The 14,590-nt window shown below is 74.1% G+C and carries 12 protein-coding genes (1 of these 12 cut by a window edge); 6 read left to right on the top strand and 6 right to left on the bottom strand.

The features are described from left to right. Positions 1 to 1,028: the 5' portion of an AfsR/SARP family transcriptional regulator gene (locus tag ACZ5GH_RS21070; RefSeq protein WP_464335002.1), read on the bottom strand. It extends 427 nt beyond the left edge of the window; 1,028 of the gene's 1,455 nt are visible here — the first part of the coding sequence; its start codon is at positions 1,026 to 1,028; its stop codon lies off the left edge, out of view. Positions 1,029 to 1,155: 127 nt separating this feature from the next. On the opposite strand from ACZ5GH_RS21070, the gene ACZ5GH_RS21065 reads away from it, so the two are divergent. Next, positions 1,156 to 4,083 (top strand): AfsR/SARP family transcriptional regulator, encoded by a 2,928-nt coding sequence (locus ACZ5GH_RS21065; protein ID WP_464335001.1) that lies wholly within the window; start codon positions 1,156 to 1,158, stop codon positions 4,081 to 4,083. Between the two features lie 133 nt (positions 4,084 to 4,216). Then, positions 4,217 to 5,101, top strand: a complete 885-nt coding sequence (locus ACZ5GH_RS21060) for a CAP domain-containing protein (RefSeq protein ID WP_464335000.1) — start codon at positions 4,217 to 4,219, stop codon at positions 5,099 to 5,101. Positions 5,102 to 5,116: 15 nt separating this feature from the next. On the opposite strand, the gene ACZ5GH_RS21055 is transcribed toward ACZ5GH_RS21060, so the two are convergent. Then, entirely contained in the window at positions 5,117 to 5,506 is a 390-nt protein-coding gene (locus tag ACZ5GH_RS21055; RefSeq protein WP_464336850.1) for an endonuclease domain-containing protein, read from the bottom strand. A gap of 516 nt (positions 5,507 to 6,022) precedes the next feature. Between ACZ5GH_RS21055 and ACZ5GH_RS21050 the strand changes: the two genes are divergently transcribed. After that, positions 6,023 to 6,694: a hypothetical protein gene (locus ACZ5GH_RS21050; RefSeq protein ID WP_387760032.1), complete on the top strand. Its 672-nt coding sequence runs from the start codon at positions 6,023 to 6,025 to the stop codon at positions 6,692 to 6,694. A gap of 54 nt (positions 6,695 to 6,748) precedes the next feature. On the opposite strand, the gene ACZ5GH_RS21045 is transcribed toward ACZ5GH_RS21050, so the two are convergent. Further along, on the bottom strand, positions 6,749 to 7,405 hold the full coding sequence (locus ACZ5GH_RS21045) for a TetR/AcrR family transcriptional regulator (protein ID WP_464334999.1): 657 nt from the start codon (positions 7,403 to 7,405) through the stop codon (positions 6,749 to 6,751). Positions 7,406 to 7,715: 310 nt separating this feature from the next. Here ACZ5GH_RS21045 and ACZ5GH_RS21040 point away from each other — a divergent pair, with 310 nt between their 5' ends. The 3 genes from ACZ5GH_RS21040 to ACZ5GH_RS21030 all read left to right on the top strand — a co-directional run bounded on the left by ACZ5GH_RS21040 (position 7,716) and on the right by ACZ5GH_RS21030 (position 10,352). Further along, positions 7,716 to 8,174 carry a DUF6542 domain-containing protein gene (locus ACZ5GH_RS21040; RefSeq protein ID WP_464334998.1) on the top strand — a complete coding sequence of 153 codons (459 nt, stop codon included), beginning with the start codon at positions 7,716 to 7,718 and terminating at the stop codon, positions 8,172 to 8,174. Further along, the gene (locus ACZ5GH_RS21035; protein WP_464334997.1) at positions 8,167 to 9,801 is read left to right on the top strand and encodes an LCP family protein; all 1,635 of its coding nucleotides are present in this window, start codon (positions 8,167 to 8,169) and stop codon (positions 9,799 to 9,801) included. The genes ACZ5GH_RS21040 and ACZ5GH_RS21035 overlap by 8 nt, the downstream gene beginning before the upstream one ends. Before the next feature lie 170 nt (positions 9,802 to 9,971). Next, positions 9,972 to 10,352, top strand: a complete 381-nt coding sequence (locus ACZ5GH_RS21030) for a VOC family protein (protein ID WP_387760026.1) — start codon at positions 9,972 to 9,974, stop codon at positions 10,350 to 10,352. A 93-nt stretch (positions 10,353 to 10,445) separates the two neighbouring features. On the opposite strand, the gene ACZ5GH_RS21025 is transcribed toward ACZ5GH_RS21030, so the two are convergent. The 3 genes from ACZ5GH_RS21025 to ACZ5GH_RS21015 form a co-directional block, all read right to left on the bottom strand. After that, the gene (locus ACZ5GH_RS21025) at positions 10,446 to 11,501 is read right to left on the bottom strand and encodes a 2-oxoacid:ferredoxin oxidoreductase subunit beta (RefSeq protein ID WP_464334996.1); all 1,056 of its coding nucleotides are present in this window, start codon (positions 11,499 to 11,501) and stop codon (positions 10,446 to 10,448) included. Continuing rightward, the gene (locus ACZ5GH_RS21020) at positions 11,498 to 13,495 is read right to left on the bottom strand and encodes a 2-oxoacid:acceptor oxidoreductase subunit alpha (protein ID WP_464334995.1); all 1,998 of its coding nucleotides are present in this window, start codon (positions 13,493 to 13,495) and stop codon (positions 11,498 to 11,500) included. Before ACZ5GH_RS21020 ends, ACZ5GH_RS21025 begins: the two co-directional genes overlap by 4 nt. Positions 13,496 to 13,835: 340 nt before the next feature. Beyond that, positions 13,836 to 14,498 (bottom strand): LuxR C-terminal-related transcriptional regulator, encoded by a 663-nt coding sequence (locus ACZ5GH_RS21015; RefSeq protein ID WP_464334994.1) that lies wholly within the window; start codon positions 14,496 to 14,498, stop codon positions 13,836 to 13,838. Positions 14,499 to 14,590 lie beyond the last annotated feature (92 nt).

Raw genomic sequence — 14,590 nt, 5'->3', positions numbered from 1 at the left:
GCCAGCACCGCGCCGGAGCCGCCACCGCCCGCGTGCTCACGCCCGCCCGCGGACAGCTCTCTCGCGTACAGCTGCCCGTCCGGGAAGGCGTCCCGGACCGCGTGCGCCACGTGCACCGCCAGCGCCGACGCGCCGCTGCCCGCCGGGCCCGAGAGCCCCAGCACCGGCGACCCGTCCGCCCGCAGCGCCCGCTCCGCCTCCCGCACCTGCACCGCCCGCCCGACCAGGTCCGGGATGTCCGGCGGCAGCTGCCCCGGCCTCGGCAGCCGCCGCAGCAGCACGGGGGCGTCCCCGCGCCGGATCTGCTCGGCCAGCTCCACCAGCGCCGGGGCGGGTTCGAGCCCGAGCTCCCCGTCCAGCCGTTCCCGCAGGTCCTCGTACGCCGCCAGCGCCTGCGCCGTCCGGCCGCAGCGGTGCAGCGCCAGCAGGTGCAACCGGTGCACCTCCTCGTCCCGCGGGTGCCCGGCCGCCAGCCCGGCCAGCGGCTCCAGCGCCTCGGCGTGCCGGCCGAGAGCGAGGTCAAGGCCGTGCAGCGCCTTCACCGCCGCGAACCGTCCGGCCGCCAGCCGCTCCCGGACCCGCTCGGCGAACGTCCCGGGCACGCCGTCCAGCGCGTGCGGCCCCTGCCAGGCCCCCAGTGCCCGCTGCAGCACCTCGCGCGCCCGCAGCGGATCCTGGTGACGCAGTGCGACGGCCTCCGCCACCCCGGCCTCGTAGCCGAAGAGGTCCACCGCCGTGCGCGGCACCTCCAACCGGTAGCCGCCCGCCGTCCCGACCAGCAGCCCCGGCGCGCCCAGGGCCCGCCGCAGACGGTGCACATGGGTGCCGATCTGCCCGACCGGGTCCTTCGGCCAGCGGGTGTCGTCCCCTCCCCACAGGTCCTCGACCAGCCGGTCCGTCGCCACCAGCTGCCCCGGCGGGATCAGCAGCGCCGCGAGCACGGCGCGCTGCTGCGGTCGGCCGAGGTCGAGCTGCCGGCCGTCGGACCGGGCCCGCAGCGGTCCCAGCAGGCTGAAAACGAGCCCCACGGGCCACTCCTCGAACCCTCTAGCCGTGCACAATCAGTGACAGAGCATAAGCCGCCGGGACACGGGGGCGCCGCTGTCCGTACGGAAGTGGCGCAATCCCGGCGCGGAACGACTTTCGGGACGGGACATGGCTGACATGGGGGGATCCGGGCTGCGGTTCGGACTGCTGGGACCGCTGCGGGCCTGGTACGGGGAACGGGAGCTGGAGCTGGGCAGGCCGCAGCAGCGGGCCGTGCTCGCCGTGCTGCTGGCCGCCGCCGGACGGACGGTGGCGGTCCCGGTGCTGGTCGAGGGGGTGTGGGGCGGGGCCGCGCCGGCCGACCCGCGCAAGGCCGTCCAGCTCGCCGTCTCCCGGCTGCGCACCGCGTTCCGGCCGTACGCCGGGGACGACCCGCAGCGGATGCCGCTGCTCCGGGTCGGCGACGGCTACGCGCTCCGGCTGTCCGGCGCCGAGGTGGACACGGCCGCCTGGGAGGCGCTGCTGGCCGAGGCCGGACGACTGCGCGCCGCGGACGCACCGCCGCAGCAGGTCCGGGAGGTGCTGCGGCGCGGCCAGCGGCTGTGGGTCGGCGAACCGCTGGCCGGGCTGCCCGGGCCGCACGCCGAGGCCGTCCGCGCCGGGCTCACCGAGCAGCGGATCTCGGCCAAGGAGACGGAACTGGAGCTGGACGCCGACCTCGGCGACCGCACCGACCTCACCGCGGCGGCCGCCGCCCTCGCCCTGGAGCACCCCGGCCGGCCCCGGCTCACCGCCGTCCTGATGCGCGCCCTCTACCAGGCCGGCCGCAGGGCCGAGGCACTCGCCGTGTACGAGGACGCCCGCGCCTCGCTCCCGCCGGGCGCGGACGGACCGGCCGCCCTGCAACTGCGCATCCTGCGCGAGGACGCCTCGCTGCTGCCCGCCGGCGCCACCGCCGACCCGGACGAACCCGCCGCCGAGGCCGACCGCTGGCAGGCACCCGACCAGCTCCCCGCCGGCCTGCCCGACTTCACCGGCCGCACCGAGGAGGCCGAGACCCTCACCGACCGGCTCTCCGCCGCCGGCGGCCGGGCCGTCGTGGTCTCCGCCCTGGACGGCATGGGCGGCGTCGGCAAGACCGCCCTCGCCGTGCACGTGGCCCGCCGGGTCCGCGACCGCTTCCCCGACGGACAGCTCTTCGCCGACCTGCGCGGCGCCGACCACACCCCGCCCGACCCCGGCACGGTGCTCGCCGGCTTCCTGCGCGACCTCGGCGTCGACCCGGGCGAGATCCCGCCGGACACCGGCGAACGCAGCGCGCTCTACCGCTCGGCCCTGGCCGGACGGCGCGTCCTGGTCGTCCTCGACAACGCCGCCACCCCCGGCCACGTCGAACCGCTGCTGCCCGGCTCACCCGGCTGCGCCGTCCTCGTCACCAGCCGCCACCGGCTGACCGGCCTCGCCGGGGCCCACCAGCTGCGCCTGGACACCCTGCCGCCCGAACAGGCCCTGGAGCTGCTCACCCGCATCGTCGGCGCCGAACGCGTCGCCGCCGAACCCGGGGCCGCCGAGGAGGTCGTCCGGGCCTGCGGACTGCTGCCGCTCGCCGTGCGCATCGTCGCCTCCCGGCTCGCCGCCGACCCGTCGCTCACCCTGGCCGCCCTCGCCGAAGGCCTGCGCCGGGAGCACCGGCTGGCCGAACTCAGCGACGGCGAACGGACCGTGGAGGCCAGCTTCGCGCTCTCCTACCACCGCCTCGACGCCGAGCTCGCCCGGGCCTTCCGGCTGCTCGCCCTGCCCGACGCCCCGGACGTCCCGCTGCCCTGCGCCGCCGCCCTGCTCGACCGCTCCGAGGCCGAGACCGGCGAACTGCTCGAAACCCTCGTCGACCTCAACCTGCTGCAGTCCCCCCGCTTCGGGCGCTACGGCTTCCACGACCTCGTCCGCGCCTACGCCCGTGCCCGGCTCACCGCCGAGGACGGCGCCGCCGCACGCACCGCCGCCACCGACCGGCTGCTCGACTTCTGCCTCGCCACCGCGCGCAACGCCGACCTCGCCGCCCGCAAGGCCGATCCGGCCGAGCTCAGCCTGCTCGACGTGCCCGTGGCCCACCCCGGCCGACCGGTCGTCGACGGCGCCGAGGCGGTGCGCTGGATGCGCGAGCAGGCCGAGGTGCACGCCGCCGTCATCGCCCTGAGCTGCGCCGACCCTGCCCTGCCGCTCGACCGCGCCGCCGAACTCGCCGACCGGATGGGCTCGGTGCTCGCCGAACGCACCCGGACCACCGTCATCGCCGACCTCGCCGAACGCCTCGCCGGCGAGGCCGAGGCAGGCGGCGAGCACGGCCCGCTCGCCCTCGCCCGCTACCTGCGCGGTGCCATGCTCTGGCACGTCAACCGCTACGCCGAGTCGGAGGGGGAGATCCGCCGGGCCGTCGACCTCTGCGCCTCGCCCGCCACCGAACGCGTCCTCGCCAAGGCCCTGCTCACCCTCGGCGGCAACGCCCGGATCCACGGCCGCTACGCCGAGGCCGCCGAACACGCCGGCCGGGCCGCCGAGTTGTTCCACCGCCTCGGCGCCGAACGCGCCGAGGGCAGCGCCCTGGGCGAGTTCGCCTTCAGCGCCGCCCAGACCGGCCGGCTCGACGAGGCCCGGTCGGCCGCCGAACGCGGCGCCCGCCTGATGAGCGGCTCCGGTCCGGTCTCCGCCGCGACCGGCCGCTACTACCTGGCCCGGGTCCTGCGGCTGTGCGGCGACCCGGAGGCGGCGCTCACCCACGCCGTCGGCGCCCGGGAGGAGTTCGCCGCCCTCCAGGTCACCGTCTTCGCCGCCGCCTCCGGGGACCTCGCCGCCCGCATCCACGCCGAGGCCGGCCGCTGGCTGCTCGCGGTCGACGCCGCCGAGGCCGTCCTGCCGCTCGCCCGCCGCACCAGCGCCGCCCTGGAGGCCGCCCTGCTGCGCACCCTCGGCACCGCGCTCACCGGTCTCGGCCGCCCGCGCCAGGCCCGGGCCTGTCTGACGGACTCGCTGGAGGTGTACGAGCGGCTGGGCCTCCAGGAGGAATCGGCGCAGGTCAGGGCGGATCTGGCGCGGTAGACAGGGCATCAACGTGGGCGTCGGCTACGCGCGTTGACCGCCCGTCTACCGCCATGCCGGAACGTCTCTCCCGTCAGGCCCCGGGCCGCCGCGGTTGCGGCCCGGGGCGACTCCACAGACGAGAGGCGCAACCATGCCCACGCCCGTACGGAACGGCCAGGTGTGGACACTCAGGTCGGCGAACGGCACGGTCGCCGACCTGGGCCCCGGCCGCCCCGACCGAGGCACCCCGATCCGATCCGGGGAACCCAACGGCACCTCCGCCCAGGGCTGGGTCTCCTGGGCCATTGACGGCAACTGGGTGCTGGAGACCCAGTTGACCCGGGGAAGGTACGCCCCCGGCCAGGCCATGGTCATGCACTACGACCACGGCGCGGGCCGGACCTCGCTGTCCGGCCTCGATGGACAACCCGCCCAACGCTGGTGCCTGGAGGTCGTCGGCGGTGGCTGGCTCCGCATCCGGACGATGCGCGCGGACGCGCGCGACCTCTTCCTCACCGCGTCCGTCCCCGGTTCCCCGCTCACCCTGGCCAGGCTGAACCACACCGATCCGGCGCAGCACTGGCAGTTCGTCCCGGCCGACGGCACCGGCGGCGGCCGGCGACGGCCCGAGGTACGACCGCGGCCCGTCGCCGGTGACGTCCACCTCGAGATGCTGACCGCCGTCAATGCGGAGCGCACCCGCATCGGCGCGCGACCGGTCCGCCTGGACGAGAGGCTGACGGCCGCCGCCCAGCGCCACGCGGACGACCTGGCCACGCACGGCCTCACCCAGCACGACGGCTCCGACGGCAGCACTCCGTGGCGTCGGGTACGAGCCGCAGGCTTCGCCTTTCGCTTCGCCGCCGAGAACGTCGCCCCCGCCGACCACGTGCCGGAGGCCATGGGGATGTGGATGAACAGCCCACAGCAGCGCGAGATCGTCCTCGACCCCCGCTTCAACCACCTCGGTGTCGGATGCGCACCCCGCGGACACGGATCCCGGGGCCGGTACGTCCAGACCTTCGGTCAGGTCTGACCTCCCCTTCCACCCTCACCGGGCGGCCCGGAAACGCACAGCCGGCGGATCCGAGAGGTAGCCGTTCAGGAGATCGAATGAGCGGAGTTCCTCCGGAAGCCGCTCGTACCAGGCGAGTCCGGAACTGTTGCACGCGTTGCACACGATCCCGCGCACGCACTGGCCGCAGGAGACCGACGGATCCGGGCAACACCCGTGGTCGTGATCGACGTGCCAGACCCCGATTCCTCCGGGCTCAGTGCGTCGGCAGATCGCACACCGCCCGCCCTGGAACTCCAACAGCCCCGTGTACTCGTCCCACGAGAGCCCGTAACGCGACCTCAGGTGAAGCCGCTTGCGGTAGTCGCGAGCGCACTCGGTGCACCGACAGAGCAGGTCCTCGCGGGCATGACCACCACCTGCCACCACCTCGCAGGCCTCGCTCACCGGGCCGACCCGGCCCACCCGGAGCGACTTCAGCCGCCCGTCACGATGCTGCTGGAGCCGGTGCGGTTTGCACAACGAGCCCGTCTCCACGATCAGCTCGCACCCCGGATAGCCACACGCGGCACGCCCTTTCCGACGGCGGCGGCCGGGCCACCAAGGTGGCCTCCTGCGACACCGGCGGCCCGGCCCAGCGCTGGCTGCTGGGCTGATCCCCGGCTCCCGGTCCTCCCGTCGGCGCCGACGGGAGGACCGGGCTCCTCACCCGGCCCGCACGGGTGGCCCACAGCCTCCGCACCGGCGTCGGACGGCGCCTCGGCGCCACGGCCGGGGGTGGTTGATCACGACTCGATATCCCTTGTCACAACCGCGCCAGGGACTCGTCACGACCGCGTCAGAGCGGGGCCGGAACCATGGCTCCGATCGTTCGCGCTGCGCTATGAACGTCCCTCAGGAGGACCGCCGGAACCGGGGGTCCGCAACCACGGGGGACCTCACGTGAAGACCGTCCGCAGCAGTCGCCGTGCCCTGGCCCTGGCCTCGATGGCCGCGGTCGGCGCGCTCACCCTGACCGCCTGCAACGACGACGCCGGGGCGGCCGACACCCCGACGACCCCGCCGGCGACCGGTGCGCCCGCCAGCCCGGCCGCCTCGCCGACGGCCGCGGCCACCACCCCGGCCGCCTCCGGTTCGGCCTCCGCGCCCGCGCCGGCCGGCAGCGCCCCGGCGGCCGGGACCACGCTGAAGCTCGGCGAGTCCGCCACCATCCCGTTCAGCTCGGGCAGCACCAAGGGCACCATCGCGCTCGCCGTCACCTCGATCGAGAAGGGCGACCCGGCCGACCTCGCCCCGCTCAACCTGGGCGACAAGGCCAAGGGCCTGGTGCCGTACTACATCCACTACAAGGTGACCAACGCCGGCAGCACCGACCTGGCGTACACCAGCGTCAACCACATGAAGGGCCTGCTGGCGGACGGCACCGAGGCGCAGGAGCTGATGGTCATCGGCTCCTTCCCCAAGTGCAAGAGCGAGTCGCTGCCCAAGGGCTTCACCAACGGCCAGTCCGCCACCTCCTGCGCGGTGGCGATGTCCCCGGAGGCCTCCCGGATCGCGGGCGCCGAGTACTGGGGCGACCCGTACACCCTCGGCAAGGGCCTCAACTGGAAGTGACCGACGGGTGGTCCGGGCGGGGGCGGCGCACGGCCGTCCCCGCCCGGGGCGTTCTCAGCCCCGCGCCCGCGGCGACGGCGCCGACGGGCCGTGGATCCGCAGGAAGGCGTCCACACCGGCCGTCGCGACCCGCTCGACCTCCTCGTCCGCGATCGGGAGCGCGCCCCAGAACGAGCGCTCGGCGATGCCGTGGAAGGTCAGCAGGGTGAACTGCTCCGCGGCCAGGCCGGCGTCCTCGACCGCGAGCAGCCCGCGCCCGGCGAGCGCCTCGAAGCGCGCCGCGAGTTCGCGCTGGGAGGCGACCGGCCCGGCCTCCAGCCAGGCCGCCAGGACGTCCGCCGGGATGTTGGCCACCTCGGCCCGGATCGCCCGGCCGAGCGCGCCGTGCTCGGCGGCGGACAGCACGGCGCGGGCCCGCTCGACGGCGAAGTCGATCAGGTCCTGGCGCAGCTCCACCACCCGGTCGAGGTACTTCGCCATCAGCTCCGCGATCCGCTCGGTCAGCTCCGCCGAGTTCTGCAGGGCCACCGACAGGAAGAGGGTCTCCTTGTCGGCGAAGTGGTTGTAGACCGTCCGCTTGGACACCCCGGCCTCGGCCGCGATCGCGTCCATGCTGGCCCGGGCGTACCCCTCGCGCCCGAACACCGCGGTCGCGGCCCGGGTGATCGCCCTGCGCTTCTCCGGTCGCCCCGCTCCGCCCGTCGCCGCCACGGCCCTCTCCTCCTCCGCCGGCCCCTCGGCCGACCGTCGCAAAAACTAGCCGGTGTAGTTTATCCGTATCGCCGCGAACCGGGGCGCGCCACCGAACAGGCGTGCTCTATGCTGCGTACGACTTCTACACCTGTGTAGAAGCATGGGAAGCGCCTCCGCCCCCGGGCGGCCGGGCCCGCACGGGAACCGGCCGGCCGGAAAGCGGCGTCCGGAACTGGCAGCGCCACGAACAAACTTCCGGGACCGACGGACGGCATGTGGCGCGGGCGCCACCGTGGCGCGCGGGACACGGGAACACCGGGGTGAGGGCGTGACGGGGCAACGAGGACGGCCGGCCGGCCGGCGGGCGCGCCGACGAACGGCGGACGGGCCCGCCGGGCCCATACGCCCCCTGCCCGGCGGCCCCGCGCTGCCGGTGGCCCTCGCGCTCGGGCTGCCGCTGGCCGGCGCCGCGGTCGACGAGCTCTCCGGCCGCGGCACCGGCCCGGCCCTCGCCGTGGCCGCGGTGCTCGGCACCGGCCTGGCGGCCGCGCTGAGCGGCCGCAACGGCTGGTGGTGGGTGCTCGCCGGCTCGCCGCTGGTCGTCCTGGGCGTGACGGCCGCCGCCGAGCTGACCGCCCACCGCGACCGGTACCAGGGCAAGGGCCTGGCCACCGGCGCCGCCAAGTGGGTGGTGCACGGCTTTCCCGTGATGGCCGGGGCCGCGGCCGCGGCCGTCGTCGTGATCACGGTCCGGCTGGTCCGGGCGAGGAGGAGGCGGCATGGCTGACGACACAGGGACCAGTACGGGCACCGGGGCCCGCCGCACCTCCCCCGCGCTGGTCGCGGGCCGGGTGCTGGCCTGCACCGTCGGGTTCGCGGTGTTCGCCGCCAGCGGGGTGGTCTGGTACGAGTACAAGCAGCTCACCGACGGGATGACCACCTCCGGCGTCATCGCCGAGACCAAGAAGGACGCGCCCAAGCACCTCGACAACTCGGTCAACCTGCTGCTGATCGGGCTGGACAGCCGCAAGAACATGGACGGCACGGACCTCCCGCCCGAGTTCGTCCAGGACGAGCTGCACGCCGGCCACAGCTCCGACATCGGCGGCTACAACACCAACTCCCTGATCCTGCTGCACATACCGGCCAACGGCGGCAAGGTGCAGGCCGTCTCGATACCGCGCGACGACTACGTGATGACCTACGGCGCCGACGGCTCCCAGCTGGGCATGGCCAAGATCAAGGAGGCCTACGGCGCGGCCAAGGAGAAGGCCGACGCCGGCCTGCGCGCCAAGGGCCTCAAGGGCGCCGACCTGGAGAAGGCCGGCCGGGACATCGGCCGCGCGGCCACCATCCGCACCGTGCAGAAGTTCCTCGACCAGCCCGTCGACCACATCGCCGAGGTCAACCTGATGGGCTTCTACGACATCGCCAAGGCCCTCCAGCCGATCGACGTCTGCCTCACCCACGACACCAGGGACCCGGCCATGGAGGGCCAGGGCTCCGGCGCCGACTTCCACAAGGGCGTCAACCACCTGAACGCCTCGCAGGCGCTCTCCTTCGTCCGCCAGCGCCACAACCTGGACGGCCCGGACGGAAACACCGGCGACTTCGCCCGCACCCACCGCCAGCAGGCCTTCATCTCCTCGGTGGTGCACAACCTCAAGCAGAAGGGCGTCCTCGGCGACCTCGCCAAGATGCAGGAGCTGATGGGGGTGGTGCAGAAGGACCTGGTGATCGACAACGAGTGGAACGTGCTCGACTTCGCCCAGCAGGCCCCCAACCTCACCGGCGGCAACGTCGAGTTCAACACCCTGACCTTCGACGGCTTCGGCACCAGGAACGGCCAGGACGTCAACCTGGTGACTCCGGCGAAGGTCCAGAAGGTGGTCAAGCAGCTCTTCGGCTACGCCGACGCCGCCCCGGCCCCGGCCGACCCGACGGGCACCCCCGGCGGCCCGGCCGCCGCCTCCGCCCCGGCCACCACCGCCCCGCCGGCCGCGACCACGCCCCCGGCCGCCGCCAGGCCGGTCACCGTGGACGTCTTCAACGCGTCCTCCGCCGCCGGGGTCACCTCCGCCGGCGAGGCCAGGGCCCTGGTCGCCATGGGCTTCAGGGAGGGCCGCACCGGCTCGGCCGGCACCCGGCCGAAGACCACCACCGTCAGCTACGGCAAGGGCGCCAAGGAGGCCGCCGAACAGATCGCGGCCCGCTACGGGGTGACCGCCGCCGAGTCCGCCGCCACCGCCGCCGACCACGTCGTCGTCACCCTCGGCACCGCCTTCACCGGCGTCGAGGCCGACCCGCCCGCCCCGCCCGCCGGCGCCGCCCCGACCGACCCGGCCGCCAACCTGCCCATGCAGGGCCCCGCCGTGGACGCCCAGTCCGACGGCGGCATCCCCTGCGTCTACTGACGCCCTCCGCACCCGCCTTCCGAGGGAGGCTCCCCGCCCAGGGAGCCTCCCTCCGTCGTTCCGGCCCCGGAGGGATCCCGTTCGGAAAGGACTGGCGCAATTCTCCGTACTATGTATAGTGTACTGCGTACGGGATAACCGCATGAGCACCGACGAAAGGGCCATCCGCCTTGCAGATCACCAGGACCGCCGTCTCCCTGACCGTCGAGGACGTCACCGCCTCCGCCGCCTTCCTCCAGCGGCACTTCGGCTACACCGAGGAGATGTCGGCCGACGGCTTCGTCTCGCTCGCCCACCCCGGCGGCGGGGTCAACGTCGTCTACCTGCGCCGCGGCCTCGAAGTCCTGCCGGAGGAGCAGCGCCACCGGCTCGCCGACGGCGTGATCCTGGCGTTCGTCGTCGAGGACATCGCCGCCGAGGAGAGCCGGCTGCGCGAGGAGGGGGTCGTGATCACCCTGCCGCTGCGCGAGGAGCCGTGGGGCGAGAAGCTCTTCCAGGTCGCCGACCCGAACGGGGTGGTGATCGAACTGGTCGAGTGGGTCGCGCAGTAGGGCAGGCGGCAGACCGAGCAGGAGGGCAGCCGGAACGACGACGGCGCCCCCGTCCCGGCCGGGACGGGGGCGCCGCTGCGCGTCGGCGGACGGTCAGTCCACCGTCCAGGTGTCGTTGCCGGCGAGCAGCGCGGCCAGATCGCCCGGTCCGCGCCGGGCGGTGGCGGCGGCCAGCTGGTCCGCCATCAGCTCGTCGTAGACCGGCCGTTCGACGCTGCGCAGCACGCCGATCGGCGTGTGGTGCAGGGTGTCCGCGTCGGCGATCCGGGAGAGCGCGAAGGCGGTGGCGGGGCTGGCCGCGTGCGCGTCGTGGACCAGCACGTTCGCCTCGTTGTCCGCCGTGACCGGGGCGGTGGACAGCTCGCCGTCCGGGCCCCGGAAGACGCCGTTCGCCAGGTCCGCGCCGAACCGGACGGGCTGCCCGTGCTCCAGCCGGATCAGCGCCTCGTCCCGGCTGCCGGGCTCCTTCAGCACCTCGAAGGCGCCGTCGTTGAAGATGTTGCAGTTCTGGTAGATCTCCACCAGCGCCGTGCCCTCGTGCCGGGCGGCCGCCCGCAGCACCGACTGGAGGTGCTGGCGGTCCGAGTCGATGGTGCGGGCGACGAAGGTGGCCTCGGCACCGATCGCCAGCGACAGCGGGTTGAACGGCGCGTCCAGCGAGCCCATCGGGGTGGACTTGGTGATCTTGCCCATCTCACTGGTGGGCGAGTACTGGCCCTTGGTGAGGCCGTAGATACGGTTGTTGAACAGCAGGATCTTCAGATCGACGTTCCGCCGCAGGGCGTGGATCAGGTGGTTGCCGCCGATCGACAGCGCGTCGCCGTCCCCGGTCACCACCCAGACGCTCAGGTCCTGGCGCGCGGTGGCCAGCCCGGTCGCGATCGCCGGCGCCCGACCGTGGATCGAGTGCACCCCGTAGGTGTTCATGTAGTACGGGAAGCGCGAGGAGCAGCCGATGCCCGAGACGAACACCGTGTTCTCGCGCTTGATGCCCAGCTCCGGCATGAAGGACTGCACCGCCGCCAGGATCGCGTAGTCCCCGCAGCCGGGGCACCAGCGCACCTCCTGGTCGGTCTTGAAGTCCCGGGCGCTCTGCGGGCCCTCGGCCCTGGGCACCAGTCGCAAGGACGGGAAGGCGTGCTCGTTCATCGGTGGTCCTCCTCGTCCAGGGTGCCGATCGCGGCCCACAGCACGTCCGCCAACTGCGCCGCCTTGAACGGCAGTCCGCGCACCTGGTTGTAGGACTCGGCGTCCACCAGGTACTTCGCCCGCAGCAGCAGGGCCAGCTGCCCCAGGTTCATCTCGGGCACGATGATCTTCTCGTAACTCCGCAGCACCGAGCCCAGGTTGGCCGGGAACGGGTTGAGGTTGCGCAGGTGCGCCTGGGCCACCTCGCCGCCGTCCGCGCGCACCCGGCGCACCGCGGCGGTGATCGGCCCGTAGGTCGAGCCCCAGCCGAGCACCAGCACCCGGGCGTCGCCGGTCGGGTCGTCCACCTCGACCGGCTTCACCGTGATGCCGTCGACCTTGGCCTGCCGGGTGCGGACCATGAAGTCGTGGTTGGCCGGGTCGTAGGAGATGTTGCCGGTGCCGTCCTGCTTCTCGATGCCGCCGATCCGGTGCTCCAGGCCGGGCGTGCCGGGCAGCGCCCAGGGCCTGGCCAGCGTCCGCGGATCGCGCAGGTACGGCCAGAAGGCGCCGTCCTCGCGGTTCGGCCCGGTGGCGAAACCGGGGTCGATCTCCGGCAGTTCGTCCGTCTCGGGGATCCGCCAGGGCTCCGAGCCGTTGGCCAGGTAGCCGTCCGAGAGCAGGAACACCGGGGTCCGGTAGGTGACCGCGATCCGGGCCGCCTCCAGCGCCGCGTCGAAGCACTCCGCGGGCGTGGCCGGGGCGACGATCGGCACCGGCGCCTCGCCGTTTCGGCCGAACATCGCCTGCAGCAGGTCCGCCTGCTCGGTCTTGGTCGGCAGACCGGTGGACGGGCCGCCGCGCTGGATGTCCACGACCAGCAGCGGCAGTTCGAGCGAGACGGCCAGGCCGATCGTCTCGGACTTCAGCGCGACGCCCGGCCCGGAGGTGGTCGTCACGCCGAGCGCCCCGCCGAAGGCGGCACCGAGCGCGGCGCCGACCCCGGCGATCTCGTCCTCCGCCTGGAAGGTGCGCACCCCGAAGTTCTTGTGCCGGCTCAGCTCGTGCAGGATGTCCGAGGCCGGGGTGATCGGGTACGAGCCCAGGTACAGCGGCAGTCCGGAGCGCTCCGCGGCGGCGATCAGCCCGTAGGACAGCGCGAGGTTGCCGGAGATGTTGCGGTAGCGCCCGGCCGGGAGCCTGGCCGGCGGCACCTCGTAGGAGACCGCGAAGGACTCCGTGGTCTCGCCGAAGTTCCAGCCCGCCCGGAAGGCGCTGATGTTGGCCTCGGCGATCTGCGGCTTCGTCGCGAACTTGGTGCGCAGGAACGACTCCGTTCCGTGCGTGGGCCGGTGGTACATCCAGGACAGCAGGCCCAGGGCGAACATGTTCTTGGCCCGCTCCGCGTCCTTGCGGGCCAGACCGCTGTCCTTGAGCGCCTCCAGGGTCAGCGTGGTCAGCGGCACCTTGTGCAGGTGGAAGCCGTCCAGCGAACCGTCGGTCAGCGGGTCCGCCGGGTAGCCGACCTTGGCCAGCGCGCGCTTGGTGAACTCGTCGGTGTTGACGATGATCTCGGCGCCGCGCGGCAGGTCCGGCACGTTCGCCTTCAGCGCGGCCGGGTTCATCGCGACCAGCACGTTCGGGGCGTCGCCCGGGGTCAGGATGTCGTGGTCGGCGAAGTGCAGCTGGAAGGACGAGACGCCCGGCAGGGTGCCGGCGGGCGCCCGGATCTCGGCCGGGAAGTTCGGCAGCGTGGACAGGTCGTTGCCGAAGGACGCCGTCTCCGAGGTGAACCGGTCACCGGTCAGCTGCATGCCGTCACCGGAGTCGCCGGCGAAGCGAATGATCACCCGATCGAGTCTGCGGATGGGCTTGCCCGGCTTCACCGGAGGGCCGCCGGGGGCGGGCGGTCCGGCGGGCGCGGCCGAACCCGGGCGTGCGTCGCCGCTGCCCGCACGGGCCTCGCCGCCGTCCGGGCCGTCCACTGCCTCTGACTGATCGACCTGACTGGTCACTGCCGCGGACCTCCTCGTGGGCGCACCACCGCGGGCGCGGCCCCGTGCCCCGTCCGCCTGGTGCACCTCTCGCATACTATGCGGGCCGACCCGACGGCGGTCGGACACCACGGCAGTTATTTCACCGGCCCGCGGCTGTACCGCACATGAGCGTAAACGCCCGCCCCCCGGAGATCATTCCGGCTCGGGCGGGCGGGTGCGAGTACCCGGCGGACGCTTGGCCGAGATGCGCTCCCCGGCGCGCCGGGGCGGCGGAACCGCGGCGGCGCGCCTCGGGAGCCGGGGCGGGCGGATCTCCGGAGCCGGGGCGGGCGCGCCTCAGGAGCCGGGGAGGCGGGCCTCAGGAGTTGAGGTAGGTGAGCACGGCCAGCACCCGGCGGTGGTCCTCCGCGCTCTGCGTCAGGCCCAGCTTGAGGAAGATGTTGCTGACGTGCTTCTCCACCGCGCCGTCGGAGACGACCAGCTGCTTGGCCACCGCGGCGTTGGTGCGGCCCTCCGCCATCAGACCGAGCACCTCGCGCTCGCGCGGCGTGAGATTGGCCAGAACGTCGCCCTTGCGGCTGCGGCTGAGGAGCTGCTGCACCACCTCCGGGTCCAGCGCGGTGCCGCCCTCGGCGACCCGGACCACCGCGTCGGCGAACTCCCGCACCTCGGCGACCCGGTCCTTGAGCAGGTAGCCGACGCCCCGGGTGGAGCCCGCCAGCAGCTCGGAGGCGTAGCGCTCCTCCACGAACTGCGAGAGCACCAGCACGCCCAGCTGCGGGTAGCGGCCGCGCAGCTCCACGCAGGCGCGCAGGCCCTCGTCGGTGTGGGTGGGGGGCATCCGCACGTCGGAGACCACGACGTCGGGCAGGGCGTCGGCCGCCGCCAGCTCGTGGATGGTCTTCACCAGGGCGACGCCGTCCCCGACCCCGGCCACGACCTCCAGGCCGCGGTCGGTGAGCAGCCGGGTCAGTCCCTCCCTCAGCAGTACGGAGTCCTCGGCGATGACGACGCGGCGCATAACGACCTTCCCGGCAGGGGTGTGCTGACGGGAGTCAGTCTCCCCCATCCCGGGGCGTGCCGAGGGCCCGGGACGGGACCCGGGCCGGGACG

It is taken from the genome of Kitasatospora sp. Xyl93 (assembly GCF_055383135.1).
This window is presented reverse-complemented; position numbering and strand designations above follow the sequence as displayed.

Coding starts and splice junctions, on each gene's coding strand:
- ACZ5GH_RS21065 (WP_464335001.1), top strand. CDS start 1,156: ATGGCTGACATGGGGGGATCCGGGCTGCGGTTCGGACTGCTGGGACCG.
- ACZ5GH_RS21060 (WP_464335000.1), top strand. CDS start 4,217: ATGCCCACGCCCGTACGGAACGGCCAGGTGTGGACACTCAGGTCGGCG.
- ACZ5GH_RS21035 (WP_464334997.1), top strand. CDS start 8,167: ATGGCTGACGACACAGGGACCAGTACGGGCACCGGGGCCCGCCGCACC.
- ACZ5GH_RS21025 (WP_464334996.1), bottom strand. CDS start 11,501: ATGAACGAGCACGCCTTCCCGTCCTTGCGACTGGTGCCCAGGGCCGAG.
- ACZ5GH_RS21015 (WP_464334994.1), bottom strand. CDS start 14,498: ATGCGCCGCGTCGTCATCGCCGAGGACTCCGTACTGCTGAGGGAGGGA.